The following is a 20,446-nucleotide window of genomic DNA, read 5'->3' on the forward strand; positions in this document are numbered from 1 at the left end:
ATAGTCATTTGCGGATTAAGTATTCAAACGAAAGGCACCAATCGGTGCCTTTCGTATTACTTAGTGAGTGTACTTACAGCTCGTGCTCGGTACGTGCGATGATGTCGTCTTGCGCATCTGGTGATAGCGCGGTGAAGAAGGCTGAGTAGCCTGCAACTCGCACAACAAGATCACGATATTGCTCTGGGTTCTTCTTCGCAGCTAGCAAGGTGTCACGAGAGACGATGTTGTACTGCACGTGCCAACCTTTGTGGTGGTTGAAGAAGGTGCGAATCAACATAGAAAGCTTGAGTTTATCCCCTTCAGACTCAACCGCTGCCGGACTTAATTTTTGGTTAAGCAGCACGCCACCCAAGATCTTATTCGCTTGGATCTTACCCACTGAGTTATACACTGCGGTTGGACCTAAACGGTCTGAGCCAGACGACGGGCTTGCACCTTCTGCTAATGGCGTTTTCGCTTTACGACCGTCTGGCGTTGCCATAGTTGAAGCGCCAAATGGGACGTTTGCCGAGATACTTGATGTACCTGCGTAGTAACCTCCGCCAATTGGACCACGCCCATGACGCGTATTAACGAACTGCTCTAGCTCATCAATGTACACTTGATAAGCGTCTGCCAGTAGTTGGTCTACTGCATCATCATCGTTACCGTATTTTGGTGCAAAGTTGATAAGACGTTGGCGAAGCTGTTCGTTCTCCATGCCATCGAAATCTTCTGCCAATGCTTTTGCTAGCTGTTGTTGTGAGATAAGAGGCTGAGTAATCTGCGCGTCATCGAAAACAAGGTGCTTGATGGCGGCTAGGCTGTTGCCCAAGTTTGCGATACCGACTTGCAAGCCAGATACCCAGTCGTATTTCGCACCGCCTTCTTTCACAGTTTTACCACGAGCCAAACAGTCATCCACCAGCGTTGAACAGAAGATGTCTTGTGCTTGCTGTTCAAGTACGCTGTCGACTACCGTATCAATCTCAATCGATTTACGGGTGTAGTAGCGGATTTGCTCTGCCCAAGAAGCTGTCACTTGCTCAAAGTTCTCAAAGTTGCCTTTTGCTAATGACTTATCGTGCCGCAAGAAAGCTTTACCTGTTGTTGCATCCACACCTTCGTTAAGTGCCGCCAGCAGGATACGAGCGAAGTTAATAAAGCTCATGCCCGTACAACGGTAACCCCATTTGCCCGGAACCGCCGTCTCGATACAGCCGATAGATGCGTAGTTGTAAGCGTCTTCTTTCTCTACACCAAGCTTGATAAATTCAGGAATAACAATCTCATCGTTGTTGAACGCAGGCATACCGAAGCCGCACTTAATCACTTCGATACAACCCATTAAGAACTCTTGGTTCAAACCTTCGTGGTAACGCACACTCAAGTTAGGTTGCGTCGAACGCAACTGACCACAAGATTCCAGAATCGCCCAAGAAAGGGGATTCACTGCGTCTTCAGGTTCACCCTTTTCATTCAACTTCTGACCGCCGATACACACGTTTTGATACAACGGAGAACCTGCGGAGGCTTTTGAGTGCGCGCCAGAGCGAATCTTGTTTACTTCAAGCAGCTTCAACCAGCAGCTTTGTAAAAGCTCTAGTGCAAAGTCTTTTTCAATCGTGCCGTTTTCGATATCGCGAACATAAAATTCGTTGAGGAATTGGTCCATACGACCGAAAGAAACCGAGTGACCATTCGATTCGATTTGTAGCATCAACTGAACAAAGTAGCTCAATTGCAGTGCTTGCCAGAAGTTTTCTGGTGCGTGGCTTGCTACATGACGACAGTTTGCCGCAATGCTTTCTAACTCAGCTTTGCGCAGCGGGCGCGTCTCTTCTAACGCCATTTTTGCTGCTAATTCAGCGTAGCTCACCATGTGATCTTGAATGGCAAGCAGTACGATTTCGACTGATTTATAGAACTGCTCTTTCTTCAAGCCTTCAAAGGTCGAAACATCATTGTTAGCACGGTGCTGACGAACATCCTCTAACAAACCGTTCATGCCTAGCTTCAAGATTTTCTCGTTATCCGCCGCAAGGTGCGCATCACCAGAAGTCATGTTGCCTTCAGCTTTAATGATGGTGCTGGCTAAGATCTCTTGCTGCTCATCAGTAAACAAGCCATAACAACGGTCTTGAACGGTTTTGCCACGCCAGTACGGTGTGATGCTGTGGATGCTTTGTTTATCTTCTTCAGTGACCGCAAAGCCTGCACCAGGACGGTCGGCTAGCTCATCAATTTCCGCTTCAATCCAACGTACAGTGTATTCTGGGAAAATAGGCGCAGCGCGCACTTTGCTCGCTTGGTTACCGACGATTAACTCATCGTGTTTAATCCAAATCGTACGAGTGCGTAAGTGCTCTTGCAGTGCTAGCGCACGTTGGACAATCACAGGTTTGTCTTCGTTTGCTTGATAAGCACGAGTGTATGCCTCTGCACGCTCGGTACAGACCGGTGGCGTTACGATATTTACCAGTGCCGATTTGTGCGCTTTGATACGCTCAGGAAGGTAATTCAGGTCCATAGTTAACCTCTTACAATCACGTTAAGTTGGGTGTTTTCGCTTGCGTATTGCATGGCGCTTTCTAGCAGTTCTGGTTTGTTTAATGGCTTGTCAGAACACTCGTAAGGCATATCGAGCAAACGGTATTTATTGATGCCGAGCGTGTGGTACGGCAGCAAGTGAAGTTCTTGGCAGCTTTCTAGTGAAGCCGCAAAATCGATGATGTCTTTCAACTCTTCGATGGTGTCATTGAACCCCGGCACAACGGGAACACGAATCACAATGCGTTTCGCGATAGGTGCCAGTTTTCGGAAATTGTCTTTGATGCGTTTTAGTGAACCTTTCGCCCAGCTAAGAAACTTTTCTTCATCGGTGTGTTTTAAATCCGCCAACCAGCAATCAATATGCGGCGCGGCTTTTTCGACGTTCTTCCACGGCACATGCATGCACGATTCAATAGCGGTAGAGACTTGGTTGTCATGCAGACGCTGCGCGAGTTCCGCCACTAAATCCGCTTGCATGAGTGGCTCACCACCGGAGAAGGTCACGCCACCTTGGCTTTGGTCATAGAAAGGTTTGTCTTTCATCAAGGTGTAGAACAGCATGTCTGATTTTGCCTCTTCACCGCAGACGGTCAGTGCTTGCGTAGGACAGACGTTTCGCAGCGCGATCAGTTGGTCTTCTTTGATGGCTTTGCGATTGATGATGATCTGGTTGTCGATGCGTTGAATACCATCACCTACCGTTTCACTATCCGCTGTAGATTGAGTTGTGGCTTGATAAGCAGAAACGCACAGTTGGCAACCTTCCATACAGCTTCGCTGATCAAACAACAGTGAATGCTTTTCGCTGCGGCTTTCTGGGTTTTGACACCAAGGGCAAGACAAGCTGCATCCTTTAAGAAAAAGAATGGAACGAATGCCATCGCCATCATGGGTAGAGAATCGTTGGATATTGAAATACATCTCTGCTTGCCTCTTGGTCTGTGCTACCGCTGTGTACCTAATTCGTTTCTTTCTTGCTGGTTAAGTCTTATCAGCGGCTTTTCTTTGTTCTAACTGAAAGCTTCATTTGAGCGTTTACAAGTTTCACTTAACTTTCATTTAATGAAATTATTATGGCTTCAAATGAAATTTCAATTGATCAAAATCAAGATCTCGTTCGATTGTCAGATCTATAGTGATCCCATCATCAAAACGAAGATTTTGTTTAAGGTAGAAACCATGATTGAACTTTATTTAGATACTGCTGATGTGGCAGAAGTAAAACGCTTTAACCAGTGCCTACCGCTAAAAGGCGTGACGACAAACCCAAGCATTTTGGCGAAATCAAAACAGGGACTGAATGAAACCCTAGCAGACATGCAAGAAGCACTTGGCGGTACACCTCGCTTTCACGCTCAAGTCGTGAGTTCAACTGTCGAAGGTATGGTGGCAGAAGCGCGCCAACTGAATGAATTGCCTTACGATATGGTGGTAAAAGTGCCAGCAACAGAAACCGGCTTAGCGGCAATTAAGCTAATGAAAAAAGAGGAAATTCAGGTTCTTGCTACCGCTATCTATTCAGCTCAACAGGGTTTCCTTGCGGCACTGTGCGGTGCAGACTACCTAGCACCTTACGTAAACCGCATTGATGCGATGAACGGCAACGGTGTTGAAGTGGTCGCGGATCTTCAATTGTTGCTCGATCAAAACCAACTACCAGCGAAGATTTTGGCAGCCAGTTTCAAAAACACTCAACAAGCGATGGAGGTGATGAAACTGGGCATCGAAGCCATTACATTGCCAACCGATGTGGCGGCACAAATGTTCGCTCACCCAGCAGTCAAACCGGCGGTCGAACAGTTCGATAAAGACTGGAAAGAGACGTTCGGTGAGAAACTTTCATTTGAAAGCTAATTAAAAGTAGCAGCGAGACGTCTCAATGAATAATAAAGGGAGTCTTAACTCACCCTGTGCGCCGGTGAACTTAAAGTTCCCTTTTGTATTTCATATAAACAGGTGAGGTTTACAGCAGTTCTCTATTGGTCAGTGACCAAAGGTACACGCGCTTGAGTAAACTGATTTTGAGCCTCTTACGAATACCTCGTTTGGAATGGTGGATGCAGAGAATCGCAGGTGGATAGCGGACGTCTCTTCCATCATTTCGCTTGGCTGACCAGTGAGAATTGCTCGTTTAAACATCTTCATGATTCGCCTTTGCGCTTTCTTCTGCTTTCTTATTTCGTGCGTACCAGTCGACATTACGTGTAATGACCATAGTGAAGCTCAAAATCGCAAAACACAGTAATGTACCCATGACCAATGCGTAGCTCTCTGCTTGTAGCAAGCCAAATAGCAATCCGTAGAGAGTGAGCAAACACGCTCCGAACATCGCGCCGTGTTTGGTGTTGCTCAACATACCGCTCACGTACACACTTAAAAGCCCGGTCGATGCAACTGCCGACACCACATATGCCCAGTTGAAGCCGAGGTGTTCACTCATCGAAATCAGCAATAGATAGAAAAGTGCTAAAGCCAGACCAATAAAGCCGTATTGCACTGGGTGAACCGGACGCGCTTGGAACAGCTCCAGTAAGAAGAAACTCGCAAATACTAATGTGATAACCAACAGTGAATAATTAATGGCTCGGTGAGACTTCAAATAGTGATCAACAGGGTCAATCAAATCTACGCCCATTTGTCGCTGTTCAAGCTCGTGACAAGCGTGATTCGATGACAAACAGCTTTGGAACAGCTGCGCGATATTGGTTGAGAAGTTGTTGCTCGCCCATTGCGCGTTAAATCCATCTTCAGATACCTCTGACGACACCGGTAAGTAATCACCAATAAAGCTTGGATGTGCCCAAGTTGAAGAGAGTTCAACCGTTGTTTGACTGCCGATTGGTGTGACTTGAAGCTGACCCATCCCTTGCAGCAAGAAGTTAAGATCGAATGCCAAAGGTTGTTCTGCGTTTACGTCTGCAAGTGTCAGATCACTGTGGAAGCCTTGTGGCAACTGATTTAACCCCGTTCCCGGTGCGACTTCGATGTCAGCACTCGCCATGGTCATGTCATCCAAACGAATCAATCCACGGCTGTCTTCAATGCCAACCACTAGGCTCATGTTTTCAATATCAAGCCCCTGCAACGCCGCGAGATCGTCTGCATCAAAAGCGCCTTTCAGTGCCACTTGTGCTTTGTATAAACGCGCGCGGTAAATGCCTCGGTACTTTTCAAAACTGTCCAGATTCGCGCTCATATCAAAAGTGCTAGGTAAAAGAAATTTACGACGCTCTTTAATCTGTACTTTGTCATCTCGGTAACTGGTTTCGGTGTAGTTAACCATGATGAATGGACCAATGATACGCTGCTCGCCGCTGCTGCTGCGTGCGATGTCGTTTCTGACTTCATCTTGGCGATATGAGCGTTCTGAGATCAGTCCTGTGACCATTGAAAGCGAGATTTGCAGTAAGACAAACAAAAACAGCACGAAGGCGAACTTCGTGCCGAGTTGGTTATTGAGGATCTTTTTCATGTTTCATTCTCCATTTGCTGATGGAAGTAATCTAAATCAGCAATTTGGAGAACGAATGGAGCTAATGTGGAGTTTCTATGGAGTTGGTAAAATCAGGGTCACTTTCACGCCAGCATCGACGTTTTCGACTTGCAACTGACCTTTGTGCAGCTTGATCACTTGCTCAACAAAATTCAGCCCGAGCCCAGTGCTCTTAACACCATTTTCCCGAGCGAGGGAGTAGAAGCGCTCGGTTAAACGAGGCAATGCATAGTCGGGAATGTGAGGACCTGAATTGAAAATCGACAGGCACACCTTTTCTTTCGTGACCTCAGTTTTCCATTCAATGCATCCCTCTGAATGAACAAAATCCAGCGCATTGTCCATCAGGTTAAAAACGGCTTGTTTCAGTAAGAAGGCATCACCAAGTACGGAGAGATGGTCATCAATTTGGATTTTGGCAGTGACCGACTTAGCACTCAAACGCGCATCCGCCGACTCAACCACTTCATTGACCATTTGTTCTAGCGAGATAGCTTCGACTTGTTCTAACTCGGGGCGCTTTTCAAGACGAGCCAGTTCGAGCAACTTATCAATCAATGACTGCATGCGGTCGCTTTCTCGCTCAATGTTGCCAGCAAAGCGCGTGACCTTTTCTTCAGGCAACGGCATTTGCAATATTTCACTCGCGCCTTTAATCGCTGATAACGGGCTTTTCAGCTCATGAGTCAGCGTCTGTACGTACTCTTCCACATACTGCTTACCATCGAGCTGATTGCGCATTTTCTCTAATGCATCACTTAGCGTGCCGTACTCATAAAAGATACGAAATGTCGGCTTAGAGACCTTTTTGCCCTCACCCATTTTGGTCGCGTAGTCTTCTAGCTTGTTCAATGCCGAGTGAATTCGCCAAGCAAACAATGCCCCTGCCAATAGCACTAAACCACTCATCCATACCATCCAAAACAGCACATTGCGTTTAGAAAGATCGATGAAGGGTTGTACTGAGCGATTGGATTTTGCCACCGTCACGCTGCCAATGATTTCGCCTTTGTGGTAGATGGGCGCAGCAACGTGCATGACGGTTGAAAGCGGATCTTTCGGGTCTTCGATGGTACTGCGCGCGCCGTATTGACCACGCAACGTGAGATAAACATCGTTCCATTGCGAGTAGTCTTTGCCTACGTCTTGCTGCCAAGAATCCGCAATCACAATCCCTTGTTTATCGGTGATGTAAATTCGATGGTTAATCGCTTTTTTACCGATTTCCCAAATGCGCGCTTGAGGTTCTCGCTGCCCATAAGCCGTTAATAGTTTGGAGAAGCGACTCTCAGACAACTTTCCGTTTGCAACGTCTTCTTCCGCCAATACCGCAAGCAAGTTCGCCATATCCACCAGCGTCTCTTCGGTGGTTTGACGCACGGTTGGCTTAAGTTCTTGGACAACCGTTTTGCTCACCATGTAAGCCGTCATTCCGACTAAGATGAAGTAGAGAAAAAACAGTCTGAGTCCAAGAGGGATCTTCGGCCAGCGGTTCATCATTCACCTTTAATGCAGTAAAAGTAACCAAAGCCACGCTTGGTACAGATGCGTTCAGACATCTCAAACGGCTTCAACTTATGGCGAATGGCTTTGATGTGGGTATCGATATTGCGCTCGTATGCAGCCTCTGGCGCCATGTCTGCCGCGACCATGAGCTGCTCTCGGCTCAATACATTGGAAGAGACAGAAATCAGTTTATCGAGGATTTTGAACTCCACCGCGGTCAGCCCAAGCATTTGCCCGCCAACACCGTAGTCGAAGTTCTGCGCAACTAAATCATGGTTCAATGGAGGTTGTTCTGGAACAGCTACAGGCTCTGGTTTGTCCTCCATCATTGGCGCTTTAGCTTTGATTCGAAGTTTAATGCGAGCCAACATTTCGCGCGGGCTAAATGGCTTAGTCACGTAATCATCCGCGCCAATTTCCAAACCGACTACGCGGTCAATTTCATCGCTTCTTGCGGTGAGAAAGATTATGGGAATATCAGAAAACTCACGGATGGTTTTGCATAATTCAAAACCATTGCCATCCGGTAAGCCTACGTCTAACACAAGTAACGCTGCGGAGTTGTGCTGCAAAAAAGCTAAGCCCTCTCCTGCTGTTGCAAACCACTCTGCGTGGTAGCCATCCATCTCTAATACATGAATCAGGTTCTCTGCGATAGCAGATTCATCCTCGATAATAAGGACGGTGGGTTGTTCGCTCAATGTCTTAGCCTCATTGACGGTGTTTATCTTTATGTTGGTATTATCACTTAATTTGGGGCCAAGGCTAGTGGATTGATGCAGCAAAGGCGCAGTTCGTGGATAATACTAATCAAACACACTTCTATTCAGCATAATAAATTTATCACTTAGATTAATGAGTCACCACAATTGTGAATACAATGATTTCAACCATTGATATGAACAGTGTTCATTTTAAACTCAAGTTATCAATTCGATTTTATTTAAAGGACAGTCACTGATGAAAAGAGCGCTAATCCCCCTGGCTTTACTGACTTTGCTCTCAGGTTGCGCCAGCATGTCTCCGGATGAGTGCAAAACGGCAAACTGGTACAACGTAGGTTATCAAGATGGCCGAGACGGCAACGATCCAAACATTATCAATAGCTATACCGAAGACTGTGGTGAAGCGGGTGTGACACCCGACCGAGCGAAATGGAAAGAAGGCTTTGATAAAGGCACTATCCAATATTGCTCACCAGACAATGGGTACACTGTCGGTATCGAAGGCAAAGAATATTACGGTGTATGCAGCAGCAAAGGGTTTATTGAGAACTACCAGTTAGGTCATCAAGAATATCAACGCCAGCAACGCATCCAACAAATCGATACTGAAATCTCGGTCATCGATAGTCAGCTTGATGGCAATCCAGACAAAGATAATGCCAAGAGACTGAAAGAGAAGAGAAAGCGATTGGCTGACGAGCGTTCAAGCCTCTTGTCGCCAACCATCAACTTGAATCTGAATTTCTAAATCGATTGGATTTAGCTTCTAAAAATTCATGGCCCTAACTCAGTTCTAGGGTCATGAATTGACTGTTCGGATCGAGTTCGTAATCCCCGAACGGCTCGCAGTACACAAAGCCATGCTTTTCATACAACAGGCGCGCTGGTTTAAAAAACTCCATCGAGCCCGTTTCTAAACTCAAGCGCTGCAAACCTTTTTGCTTCGCTTGCTCAATCACATGAATCAATAATTGAGATGCCACACCTTGGTTTCTTGCCGTAGGCGTGGTGCGCATGGATTTCAGCTCCGCGTGTTGGTCATCCAACTCTTTAATCGCCGCACACCCAAGCAGTTGCTCACCTTTCCATCCGGTCCAAAACGTCACTTCTGGCGCTTTGAGCTTATCTAAATCTAACGCATGCACGCTTTCTGGTGGTGACGTGGCGTACATGTCCTGTAAATGTCCTTCCAACAGCGCTATCACTTGCGGCCGTTCTAAATTGTCGATTTCAATCCTCATCTTTCCATCCTTGGTTTTTCCTAGCTAAAGCGGCTGTCTCATAATGTGTTGCGGTCCAACGGGGCCGCCGTGGTAAAGCTCATTGGTATCTTCAAACCCTGATTTTAAATAGCACTGATAAGCAGGTATGTTGCGGCAATTCACAGTGAGATAAAGCGCATCAAATTCGGGATAATGGCGTTTGGCGAAATTGGCAAACTGTTGAATTGCTCGCTTGGCGATGCCTTTGCCTTGATGACGGTGATCCACCAGCAAAGCACGCACGCCTAAACTGTTTTTCGGGCAAAAATCGTATTTCTCGCTGTAAGCTGCATCAAATAGAAAAAAGCCAACCACGTCATCGTCCGCCAGAATCAGATGCGGAAGCTCTGTGGGTTCAAGACGTGTAAGCATTTCACCCACATCCGCGACCGTAAACTGCGATTGCTCTTCTAGCACGCTAAGTTCGCAAGTTTGTTCATGTCGCTCAGGCGAATACTTTTCAATGGTAATCATAATCTTCCTTGTTGTTTTTATGCTCAATTCATACAGGGTATGTCGTAAATAGAAATACCTGGTGTCGTATTTCCCACTCGCAGGCAAACGTTTAGCACTCTATTATCCTCGCCATTCGATAGAGAGGTTTCCATGTCCCGTTTTTTACTTTGTAGTTTTGCACTCGTTTTACTCTACCCTACTGCCATTGATTTGTATCTTGTTGGTTTGCCTCAAATTGCGTCAGATCTCAACGCCAGTGAATCTCAGTTGCATATTGCGTTTTCGATCTATTTAGCTGGCATGGCTACCACCATGTTATTCGCGGGGAAAATTGCAGACTCTGTGGGACGAAAGCCTGTTGCCGTCGTCGGCGCGATGATCTTCGTGCTCGCGTCTTTTCTCGGCGGGATGGCTGAGCAACCAAACACTTTCTTGATTGCTCGCTTTTGCCAAGGCATCGGGGCTGGATCTTGCTATGTCGTCGCGTTCGCGATTTTACGCGACACGTTAGACGATGAACGCCGCGCGAAAGTATTGTCGATGCTCAATGGCATCACCTGTATCATTCCAGTGATCGCACCCGTGATTGGTCACTTGATTATGCTGAAATTTCCTTGGCCGAGTTTGTTTACCACGATGGCAGGAATGGGCATTCTCGTCAGTGTATTGGCCATTTTTGTTCTCAAGGAATCACTACCCAGCCAACAAGGTGAAGAACAGACAACGCCAGAGAGCCATCAAGAGACTTTCTTCGAGCGATTTTTTATCAGTAGGCTGATCATTACTGCACTTGGAGTGACCACCATCCTGACCTTTGTTAACGCTTCACCAATTGTTGTGATGAGTATGCTTGGTTTTGATCGCGGTGGCTATTCTTCCATCATGGCGGGGACTGCGACGATCAGTATGTTGATTTCGTTCTCGGCGCCATTGGCATTGGGGATTTTTAAGCAGCGAACCTTAATGATGACCTCTCAAGTATTGCTCGCGTGTGCAGGCATCGTGCTCAGTGCTGCCCATTTCCATGATGGACAACCTTTTTACTATGTGTTCGGACTTGGGCTGATTTGCGCAGGCTTCGCTTGTGGCTTTGGCGTGGCCATGAGCCAAGCGCTCAGCCCATTCTCTCAACAAGCTGGCGTGGCAAGCTCGTTACTGGGCATTGCTCAAGTTTGTAGTTCCGCGTTCTATATTTGGTTTATGGGTTTCATCGGCGTTAGTGCACTGAATATGTTGGTGTTTATCTTAGTGTTAGGTAGCGTAATCAGCCTTGCTCTAATACTATTGATTCCAAAGCCTGTTCACGATACCCATTATGAAGAAATCCCTAGCGCGACTTGATTTAAACTTACTGTTCACTCTGCAATTATTGCTGCAAGAGCAAAGCGTCTCGAAAGCCTCGAAAAAGCTGAACGTTACGCCCTCTACCGTAAGTAAGTCGCTCAACAAACTTCGTCATTGGTTCGATGATCCTTTGTTTGTCAAAACACCTAAAGGTCTTGCGCCAACGCCTTTGGCACAAAGCATGGAGCAAGATCTCGCAGAATGGCTGCAAATTGGCAGCCAGATTGCAGAAAAACGCAGCGATATTACGCCTAAAGGAGTGCGTTTTGATATCACGATTGAGTCGCCATTAGTGCTCACAGTGCTGGACAGACTCATCGTCGCGATCCACCAACGATACCCTGAAGCGAAAGTAAAAACCAGTAACTGGGATTACGATTCACTCGACGCCATCATTCGAGGCGAGGCGGATATCGGTTTTACCGGCCGAGAAAGTCACTCGAGATCGAAAGAGTCGTTGGATCTTCTGCCGTATTTCTTGGATTTTGAGATTCTATTTTATGACCTGCCGATGGTGTATTTACATAAAGATCATCCGGCATTACAGCAAGAGTGGAATCTCGAGACCTTTCTGAGCTACCAACACATCAATATTGTTTGGGAAAAAGTGAAACTTGGGCGTTGGATGAAGTATTAACGGAACTAGGGCTACAGCGCTCTATCGGGCTGACGATGTCCAACTTTGAGCAATCCCTTTTTATGGCAGCGCAGCCGACGCATGACATGATCACCACCGCGCCGCACTATTGCAAAAGTTACACAGAAAAGCTGCATCTCGATTTGGTGTGCTTGCCAATTCCATTAGACCAAGCTCAACAAGACAAGTTACTGATTCCATTTACCATGATTTGGCATAAACGCAATGCGTACAATCCCAAATTGCTATGGTTGAAAAACACCATTAAGTCATTGTACAAACAACCTTCCCAACCACAGTAAGACTCAGGCTAAGGTCAGGTTTTCTCTGGTTATTTTTAATGACTTTCTTGCTCTGATAGCTATAACTAATCACTTTATCAACTAATAAAAATGTTCTTTTGGATCTACACTAGCTGTTCATTTACACGCTAAGGATCAAGGATGTCGACCTTTTTACTCACTGCCATTGCAATGCTGGCGTTCGCTGCCAATTCATTATTGTGTCGACTTGCCTTAGCAGAAGGGTTAATTGATGCAGGAAGCTTCACGCTCGTTCGATTGATATCCGGCGATGTTATCTTAATCGCAATGCTTGTCGTGAGAGGTCAGTGGAAAACCGATCGGCCAACTTCTCGCTTTCGCTTTTTTGCTGGCGTGGCGTTATTTGGTTACGCTGCCCTTTTCTCTTTCGCGTACTTACAACTGGCGACAGGAACCGGTGCTTTGCTTTTGTTTGGTGCCGTGCAACTTACATTACTGGCGATCTATTGGTGGCAAGGTGAGCGCTTTCAGTTTCTCGAAATCATCGGTATCGGCCTTTCAATTGTTGGGTTTGTTTGGTTGATGTTGCCATCTGCCACGCGCCCCGATATTAGCTCTGCACTTCTCATGTTGATTTCTGGCGTTTGTTGGGCTGCGTTTACTGCGCTCGGTAAACAAGCGCCTTCTCCAAGTAGTGGCATCACGTGGGGATTCATCGCTGCATCAATAATTGGCGTGCTCCTTTCGCCATTAATCTTGTCCTCAATCCACCTTTCTTTGAGCGGAGTGTTGCTCGCTATCGCATCTGGTGCCATTGCCTCTGGCCTTGGTTATACGCTTTGGTACCAAGTCGTACGTAAGCTCTCTTTGCTTCAAGCCGCCGTCAGCCAACTTTCCGTGCCAGCCATTGCTTTGCTACTCGGCAGCATCGTACTCCACGAGCCTCTTTCACTGCATATTCTTTTAACCAGCGGCATCATTCTTGGTGGGATCGCTTTGGTTTTTTTATCTCGATCCAAAAAAACAAACGAACAATCGGCAAGCCGATAAAAAGTAATAACTTTCCCTCTCAAGTACCCATTCATCATCTATGCTTTTTAAAGCAGTAAAGCTCATTGCAGATGGTACAAGTGGTCTGCTTTGGTACCAGGCGAAGAATATAAGGTGAGAATTGGCTCACGCAATGCAGCGATTTTGTTTCAAAAGTGAGAATCATCACAGATCGCGAATTTGCTCGTTTTAGGCGTTTCACCAATAACGCCAAGGGCTAGCACGAGATCAAGCCAAATACGCACTTTTTGTTTTGACAAAGGGTTTACAAAGCACACTTTTTCACCCGCTATATTCCGCCCCCCGAATTTATTCAGAACAAGATTCTGATTATTCATATAAGAAATTCATCAACTTATAACGATAAGCCTGAGCAAACTTTGACACTATGAACGACAAAATAAAATTCGCTATTAAAGTATCGCTTAGCCTGACTCTGGCTTATCTGATCCCGTTTGCCATGGGTTGGCCGCAAGCATCGACGGCCGCAACCACAGTGATGCTGATTGCATCCACAGGCAGTCGTCGTGAATCCCTCGCCAAAGGTACCTTACGCGTGTTCGGTACGTTGGTTGGCGCCGTCGTTGGCTTGTTACTGGTGGGATTGTTTGCTCAAGACCGCTTGCTGTACATGTTGAGCGTGTCGGTTGTGGTCTCATTCATTTTTTACTTCCGTAATGCCTATCAAAAAGATCCAACGCTACTCATGCTGACCGGCGTGATGACGTTGATGATGTCCAATGGCGGTGACGCAGAAGGTGCGTTTCTTTATGGCGTTGACCGCGCCTATATGACGGTGTTTGGGGTGGTGGTTTACACACTCGTGGGGACTTTCTTATTCCCGACCAAAACAGAACAAAACCTAAGACAGCTCATCGAACAACTCAACCAAGCACAACGCGCGTTGTTCACCTCTATCTTGCAAAATTTCGAGCAAAAATCGGCAGGGCAAGTCTCTCTTCAAGAAGAGGGCGAAGAAAATCCAGAAGCGGAAGAGCCACAACCTAGCGTGGATTCTCTTATCGAACAGATGTTTGCCGCCCAAAATGCGCTCGAACAGCGTTTTGCCACAGTCAGTGTGGAATGCAGCGACGTGTCGGCCTACATGAAAGAGTGGCGCTTGGCGGTCCATTTGAACAAGCAAGTAACGCAACAATTGACCGTTGCGGCGCACAGCCACTTTAGCCACCAGCAAGACCGTGAAAGCATCAGCAACTTTGATCAAGCCGTTGCGGAAATTGACGCGCTATTTGATACCTGCCAACAAGTCTGGGACGAAAAAGAGCCCGCTTTTCGTGCTCAAGAGTTCAAAGTCGAATACAACCAAGCGTTACTTGAAGACGCAGCGCACCTAGAGAAAGGCTCTGCGATTATGCTGGGGCACCTCTTGGGGCTCATGCATCAAAACTTGTCGCGTTTAGCGGAGAGCATTAGCTGCATTGACTCTGTGACGAACAATGTCTCCTTTGACCTGCCGCTGCCGAAACCGAAAGGCAAGTTTCTATGGTGGGACGCAGAAAACTTTAAAACCGCGGTCAAAACCTTTGTCACTTATTGGGTTGCAGGACTGATTTGGATTTATTTCAATCCACCAGGCGGCTACTCGTTCGTGGTCTTCTCGACCATGTTTATGTCTTTGCTGTCGTTCGTGCCTGTGCACCCGATTTTGTTGCTAGTGCTTTTCACTTTCGGCTTCTTGTTCGCGGTGCCTTCTTACGTCTTCATTCTTCCGCAATTGGATCTCGGGTTAGAGCTTGGCCTGTTTATCTTTATCTACACCTTTATCGGTTTTTATCTGTTTAACGGGCCAGTGACGATTTTCTATATGATTGGCTTGTTTGTTCTCGGTTTAGACAACAACATGTTTTATCACTTCGGGATCCTCATGACGATCATGCTGTTGTTCTACACGGTGGTGTTCATGATTATTTTCGCGCACTACTTCCCGTTTAGCTCACGACCAGAACACCTCTTTTTGACCATAAAAGAACGCTACTTCCGACATACCCGAGAGCTGTTCACTACCTATCAACAGCAGTCTAGCTCGGTTATTACGCCGCTCAAACGGGCCTTACACTTGGTGACGCTCAATGTCTCATCGAAAAAGCTCAAAGTCTGGGGTTCGAAAATCAACCACAAACACTTTGATAAAACCACGCCAGAAGCGATTGGCGCGTTTAGCAAAGCGTGTGATGTACTCAGTAATCACATCAACATCTTAATGGCCGCCGAGAAAAAGTTGATGACCAATCCACTAATTACTCAGCTTCGCCAACAGCACCGCGATTCCATCATTCCTTTGATGGCGGGCGCTTTAGCCAGCCATCAAGCAACACAAGAACTCGACTCCGTATTCGACCAATACAGTCAAGATTACCAAACATTCGAAGATAAACTGGAAGATTTTTTTAGTGAGTTGGATTTATCTGACTACGCTTATTCAGAGATAGCCGGTTTTTATATCTTGCTGAATTTAAAACGGAACGTGTTCGAAGCAATCAAGCATTGCAAGCAAACCTACGAGGATATCGATTGGGTGAACTTACAACAGAAGCGTTTTTAAAGGTGGGGATATGATGCTTCCAAAACTAACCAAACCAAGCCTCGCCATACTTTCTTTGCTCGGACTCAGTGCGTGTACCACGGTAGGACCAGATTATGTTCATCCAAAGCAGGCGCCACTGCCAAGTGACTGGTCGGTGCAAAAAGCAGCAGCCAAAGATACGCAGCAATCAGAGCAACAGCTACAACAATGGTGGCAGCAATTTAATGACTCAACTCTTAATCAGCTGGTTGAGTTGGCGAGCAAACAAAACCTCGATTTAGAAGCCGCAGGGCTACGAATTGTTCAAGCACGTTCATTGCTTGGTATTTCGACTGGTTTGCAATACCCACAAGTTCAAACCGTGTCAGGAAACCTAGCGCGTGCCTACGTAAATGATCAGGGCGTGAATAACGCCACTTTGTCGTTTGATGCTGCTTGGGAAATGGATGTTTGGGGCAAGTATGCTCGCGGAATTGAGTCGGCAGAAGCGGGTTACTACGCATCCATCGCATCGTATCACGACATCATGGTCACCATAACCGCCGAAGTGGCGCGCAATTACATCAACTATCGCACATTCCAAGAACGTATTTTGCTGTCTCGCCGCAATATCGAGATTCAAGAGCGTGTCGTACGTATTACTCAGGTGCAGTTCGACTCTGGCAACGTTACAGAATTGGACGTTCAACAAGCTAAAAACCAACTCTACACCACCAAAGCAGCGTTACCGAGCCTCGAAGTGGCAATGAAGCAATCACGTACTGTGTTGGCTTTGCTACTGGGTCTGTTACCAGAAGAAGTAGATCGACTGCTACAGTCGGATGGGATGCACAAGCAAATCGCTGAGTACGAAGCCCAGTTCAAATCGACGGGCAGAAAATCGGCGCTATCGGGCACCGACGAGCGTTCCATTGTGCCACGTCCACCGCTTTTGGATACGCAAGTGGATGCTAACTTAGTGATGCGACGTCCGGATTTGCAAGTCTCTGAGATGCAAGCTCGCGCGCAAAGTGCGCAGATTGGCGTGGCAGAAACCGCTCTGTACCCAAGCTTTTCGTTGTTCGGTTCCATCGGTATCGACAGTACGGTTCCCGATGGCAGCAGTTTCAGTTTTAGCGATTCGCTCACCATGGTGGTTGGCCCAACGTTCAGTTGGAATATTTTCCAATACGGACGCGTGAAAAATAACATTCGTTTCGAAGATGCTCGCTTCCAAGAAACACTGACCAACTACAACAAAAAAGTGCTGCAAGCCGTTAATGAAGTCACCAATGCAATCGAAGCGTATGACCTGTATTTGCAGCAAAAAGATTTACGTTTGCAATCGGTCAACTCTTCCATTCGTGCATTCAATATCTCCATGACGCAGTACGAAAACGGCCAAATCTCTTTTGAACGTCTGCTCAACTCGGTAGAGAAAATGACCCGCGCAGAGGACAGCTACGCAACGATCAAAGGTAATGTTGCGAACCAAGTTGTCGCGCTCTACAAAGCCCTCGGTGGAGGCTGGCAAACCCAAACAGGCAAACCCTTCCTCAGTGAATCTATTGCCAAGCAAATGACAGAACGAACTGACTGGGATGGTTATTTAAATGAAGAAAACCGCGTATTGCCGCCTTTGCGACTCGAAACTCCGGCTGAGACCAGTGATGAAAACAAAACGGAGGATCGGTAATGCCTCATGAACTCTCTTGGGGAGACGTTTACTTTTCTCCTACGCTACTCGTGCTCTTTCTCGCCGTCACGGCCACGTGGATAACGGTGATGATATTGAACAAGACACGTTTGTCTCGCTTCATCGCTTTTCCGTCTCTGACGTTTATTGCCATCATGGTCGGTTATGTGGTGGCCATCGACAGCTTTTACATTCAATTTTAGGTGCCAAACAAGTGAAAAAACTATTCGTAATCGCACTCAATCTTGTCATTCTTGGTGGCGCAGCTTGGCTCGGCTATCAAAAATTTGAAGAGTATTTTAATAACCCTTGGACACGCGACGGCCAAGTGCGCGCGAACGTCATCAAAGTAGCTCCTCGTGTATCAGGCCCAATTGTAAATGTCGCGGTGCAAGACAACCAAGAAGTGAAAACAGGCGATTTACTGTTTGAAATCGATCCTGCGACTTACGAAGTTGCGTTATCTCAAGCCGAAGTAGCACTGGAGCGCTCCATTGTTAGCTCTCGCGGTAAAAAAATCGAATACGACCGCCTTAAAGATATTCGCGCGAAAGACCGCGGCGCGGTTTCTCACAAGGATCTGATTCGTCGTGAAATCGCTTACGAAGAATCGCTACTGCAAATCAAATCTGCAGAAGAGCAACTAAAATCAGCACGCCTTAATCTCAGCTTTACCAAAGTTTATGCGACCGTCGATGGTTTTGTATCTAACCTCGATATTAGAAACGGTACGCAAGCGGTCGCAAACCAACCACTGCTCGCACTGATCGACAAAAACAGCTTTTGGGTATTTGGTTTCTTCCGTGAAAACCAACTTGCGCAAATCGAACCTGGCAGCCAAGCGCGTGTCACTTTGATGTCTCACCCAGACACGCCAATTGACGCGACGGTTGACTCGATTGGTTGGGGTATTGCGCCCAAAGACGGCACGGTCGGCTACAACCTTCTTCCAAACGTAAACCCTGTTTTTCAGTGGATTCGCCTAGCACAACGTATTCCGGTGCGAATCTCCCTACAAGAACTTCCTGAAGATGTTGATCTTCGATTCGGGCTTTCTGCGTCCATCATGGTGATGAAAGAGTCATCCGCAGAAAGTGAACAATAACTAAGTGAGAAGAGCCATGGTCATTGGTAAAAACCTCAAAAATATTAATGAAGAAAACAACTTCTTCTATCTAACCTTAGCACTAGTGATTTTGTTGCTAGGGAGTGCGATGGCACAAGTCGTAGGTGAAGGGACGATTGAACACATACTTCAGGCTTTCACGGTTCTGACGTTTATCGTCTGTTTTGCGAGCCTTCGCTTTGACAAAACCTGGTCTCGTTTCCTCTACAGCCTGTTTGGTGTTTGGGTTCTTGTGATTGTGATCAAGACCGTTTTCGACATCAGAGAGATGAATGTGGTGATGCTTGCCCTCACCTTTGCGTTCTTTTTCGGCACTTTTAAATCCATCGCAAGACAGATTCTTTTCACCGGCCATGTCAACAGCAACAAAGTCATTGGCTCGGTAGCGCTTTTCTTGCTACTTGGTCTGATGTGGGCGATTGCCTACCTCATTCTGCTTGAGTTTTCGCCTGAAGCCTTTACCGGTATGGAAGCGATTTCTTGGGGGCAGAACTTCTCCAATGCAGCGTATTTCAGTTTCGTTACCTTAACCACGCTCGGTTATGGCGACATTAGTCCTCTAACACCACTGGCTCAAGTCGTGGTGTATTTAGAGGCCATCACAGGTGTTTTTTATATGGCGATTGTTGTTTCAAGTCTCGTCAGTTCTAACATTGATCATCAGGTAAACAAAAATGGATAAACAATCGGTAAAAATCGACAGTAAGCTTTTCATCAGTAATATGGTGGAATCAGCAATACGCATTGGCTTGATCTTTGTCTTGCTGATGTTTACGTACGACATCATCAAACCCTTCATCCTTCCGGTTATTTGGGGCGCTATTATAGCCGTCGCTTTAATGCCGCTTACCCAAAAATTGCAGCGTGTATATGGTGGTCGCAGAGGTCTGGCAGCCACAACCATTGCTTTACTTGGTATTGCCCTCCTTGTCACGCCACTTGTTATGGTATCAGGCTCCATTGTGGATGGTGCAACGCACGCGCTTGAAGTACTACAAAATGGACAAGTGAAAATACCAGGGCCAAAACCTTCCGTAGCGGATTGGCCTATCGTGGGTGATAAGCTCTACGAAGTGTGGACCCTATTCGCTACTAATCTTGAACAAGCGATTCAAACCTTTATGCCACAAATAAAGGCAGGGCTCACATCTTTACTGGGTACACTGGGGGGCGTATTGGGAAGTTTACTGCTTTCAATCTTGTCACTTGCGATTGCAGCAGGTTTCATGACGTACTCTGAATCTGCAGCATCAGGCTTAAGAACCATCGCGATTCGAACCGCTGGTGAAAACGCAAAAAGCTGGACCACGCTTATCGCTGCGACAATTAAAAGCGTACTGCTTGGCGTAGTCGGTGTAGCGGCGATTCAAGCACTGTTGATCGGTGCTGGTTTCTTCGTATTTGGCGTTCCGGCAGCAGGTTTACTCACACTGCTTCTAATGATTTTATGTATCGCTCAGCTCCCGGCGTTGCTCGCAGTGCTACCTGTGATTGGCTTCATGTACATGACCCAAGACACCTCAACAGCAACCATGTTTACTGTTTGGGTCGTAGTTGCGGCTCTTTCTGAAAACCTGTTCAAACCAATGTTAATGGGACGTGGCGTCGACGTGCCAATGCCTGTGATTCTGCTCGGTGCCATCGGTGGTATGCTTTTCTACGGCATCGTTGGTCTGTTCTTAGGTGCCGTTATCCTAGCAATTTGGTATGAGTTATTTGTTTGGTGGTTGAGCATTGAGAAAGCACAACAGCAAGAAGAAATGGCAGAACAACAAGACGCTTCTGATGACCAATCAGAACCTGGACATGGTGCTGGCATTTAATAAATC

The 20,446-nt window shown here is 46.6% G+C and carries 18 protein-coding genes and 1 pseudogene; 11 read left to right on the forward strand and 8 right to left on the reverse strand.

The window, feature by feature from the left end; genetic code table 11:
* Positions 1 to 73: 73 nt before the first annotated feature.
* Entirely contained in the window at positions 74 to 2,512 is a 2,439-nt protein-coding gene (locus R7R24_RS04560) for a formate C-acetyltransferase/glycerol dehydratase family glycyl radical enzyme (protein ID WP_206946681.1), read from the reverse strand.
* Between the two features lie 2 nt (positions 2,513 to 2,514).
* Positions 2,515 to 3,456, reverse strand: a complete 942-nt coding sequence (locus R7R24_RS04565; RefSeq protein WP_206946683.1) for a glycyl-radical enzyme activating protein — start codon at positions 3,454 to 3,456, stop codon at positions 2,515 to 2,517.
* 258 nt (positions 3,457 to 3,714) lie between these two features.
* Here R7R24_RS04565 and R7R24_RS04570 point away from each other — a divergent pair, with 258 nt between their 5' ends.
* The gene (locus tag R7R24_RS04570) at positions 3,715 to 4,389 is read left to right on the forward strand and encodes a fructose-6-phosphate aldolase (RefSeq protein WP_054574942.1); all 675 of its coding nucleotides are present in this window, start codon (positions 3,715 to 3,717) and stop codon (positions 4,387 to 4,389) included.
* 129 nt (positions 4,390 to 4,518) lie between these two features.
* Here the strand turns inward: R7R24_RS04570 and R7R24_RS30975 are convergent, their stop codons facing one another.
* From R7R24_RS30975 to R7R24_RS04590, 4 genes are all read right to left on the reverse strand, one after another.
* The gene (locus tag R7R24_RS30975) at positions 4,519 to 4,680 is read right to left on the reverse strand and encodes a hypothetical protein (RefSeq protein WP_242533945.1); all 162 of its coding nucleotides are present in this window, start codon (positions 4,678 to 4,680) and stop codon (positions 4,519 to 4,521) included.
* On the reverse strand, positions 4,667 to 6,007 hold the full coding sequence (creD, locus tag R7R24_RS04580) for a cell envelope integrity protein CreD (protein ID WP_206946685.1): 1,341 nt from the start codon (positions 6,005 to 6,007) through the stop codon (positions 4,667 to 4,669). The genes R7R24_RS30975 and creD overlap by 14 nt, the downstream gene beginning before the upstream one ends.
* Before the next feature lie 75 nt (positions 6,008 to 6,082).
* Complete coding sequence (creC, locus tag R7R24_RS04585; protein WP_025768606.1) at positions 6,083 to 7,525, reverse strand: two-component system sensor histidine kinase CreC; 1,443 nt, start codon at positions 7,523 to 7,525, stop codon at positions 6,083 to 6,085.
* Positions 7,525 to 8,235 (reverse strand): response regulator, encoded by a 711-nt coding sequence (locus tag R7R24_RS04590; RefSeq protein ID WP_191116026.1) that lies wholly within the window; start codon positions 8,233 to 8,235, stop codon positions 7,525 to 7,527. Before R7R24_RS04590 ends, creC begins: the two co-directional genes overlap by 1 nt.
* Before the next feature lie 259 nt (positions 8,236 to 8,494).
* On the opposite strand from R7R24_RS04590, the gene R7R24_RS04595 reads away from it, so the two are divergent.
* Positions 8,495 to 9,007, forward strand: coding sequence for a DUF2799 domain-containing protein (locus R7R24_RS04595; protein WP_191116025.1), 513 nt, complete (start codon positions 8,495 to 8,497; stop codon positions 9,005 to 9,007).
* Positions 9,008 to 9,041: 34 nt separating this feature from the next.
* Here R7R24_RS04595 and R7R24_RS04600 read toward each other — a convergent pair whose 3' ends face one another.
* Entirely contained in the window at positions 9,042 to 9,500 is a 459-nt protein-coding gene (locus R7R24_RS04600; protein ID WP_005386911.1) for a GNAT family N-acetyltransferase, read from the reverse strand.
* A 24-nt stretch (positions 9,501 to 9,524) separates the two neighbouring features.
* Positions 9,525 to 9,995, reverse strand: coding sequence for a GNAT family N-acetyltransferase (locus R7R24_RS04605; RefSeq protein WP_054579371.1), 471 nt, complete (start codon positions 9,993 to 9,995; stop codon positions 9,525 to 9,527).
* Between the two features lie 132 nt (positions 9,996 to 10,127).
* On the opposite strand from R7R24_RS04605, the gene R7R24_RS04610 reads away from it, so the two are divergent.
* The 9 genes and pseudogenes from R7R24_RS04610 to R7R24_RS04650 all read left to right on the forward strand — a co-directional run bounded on the left by R7R24_RS04610 (position 10,128) and on the right by R7R24_RS04650 (position 20,440).
* A complete protein-coding gene (locus R7R24_RS04610) occupies positions 10,128 to 11,318 on the forward strand; it encodes an MFS transporter (RefSeq protein ID WP_191116024.1) in 1,191 nt (396 codons plus the stop codon).
* A pseudogene (gene yidZ / locus R7R24_RS04615) lies at positions 11,293 to 12,260 on the forward strand (HTH-type transcriptional regulator YidZ). The gene R7R24_RS04610 and the pseudogene yidZ overlap by 26 nt, the downstream one beginning before the upstream one ends.
* A 141-nt stretch (positions 12,261 to 12,401) precedes the next feature.
* Entirely contained in the window at positions 12,402 to 13,271 is an 870-nt protein-coding gene (locus R7R24_RS04620; protein WP_136976817.1) for a DMT family transporter, read from the forward strand.
* Positions 13,272 to 13,659: 388 nt separating this feature from the next.
* Complete coding sequence (locus tag R7R24_RS04625) at positions 13,660 to 15,834, forward strand: FUSC family protein (RefSeq protein ID WP_191116023.1); 2,175 nt, start codon at positions 13,660 to 13,662, stop codon at positions 15,832 to 15,834.
* A gap of 10 nt (positions 15,835 to 15,844) precedes the next feature.
* Entirely contained in the window at positions 15,845 to 17,491 is a 1,647-nt protein-coding gene (locus tag R7R24_RS04630) for a TolC family protein (RefSeq protein WP_191116022.1), read from the forward strand.
* Positions 17,491 to 17,694 carry a DUF1656 domain-containing protein gene (locus R7R24_RS04635; protein ID WP_005374946.1) on the forward strand — a complete coding sequence of 68 codons (204 nt, stop codon included), beginning with the start codon at positions 17,491 to 17,493 and terminating at the stop codon, positions 17,692 to 17,694. The genes R7R24_RS04630 and R7R24_RS04635 overlap by 1 nt, the downstream gene beginning before the upstream one ends.
* 11 nt (positions 17,695 to 17,705) lie before the next feature.
* On the forward strand, positions 17,706 to 18,596 hold the full coding sequence (locus R7R24_RS04640) for an HlyD family secretion protein (RefSeq protein WP_025768613.1): 891 nt from the start codon (positions 17,706 to 17,708) through the stop codon (positions 18,594 to 18,596).
* Between the two features lie 16 nt (positions 18,597 to 18,612).
* On the forward strand, positions 18,613 to 19,299 hold the full coding sequence (locus R7R24_RS04645) for a potassium channel family protein (protein ID WP_017634413.1): 687 nt from the start codon (positions 18,613 to 18,615) through the stop codon (positions 19,297 to 19,299).
* Entirely contained in the window at positions 19,292 to 20,440 is a 1,149-nt protein-coding gene (locus tag R7R24_RS04650) for an AI-2E family transporter (protein WP_005386936.1), read from the forward strand. Before R7R24_RS04645 ends, R7R24_RS04650 begins: the two co-directional genes overlap by 8 nt.
* Positions 20,441 to 20,446: the final 6 nt, after the last annotated feature.

It is taken from the genome of Vibrio sp. 704, assembly GCF_033339295.1.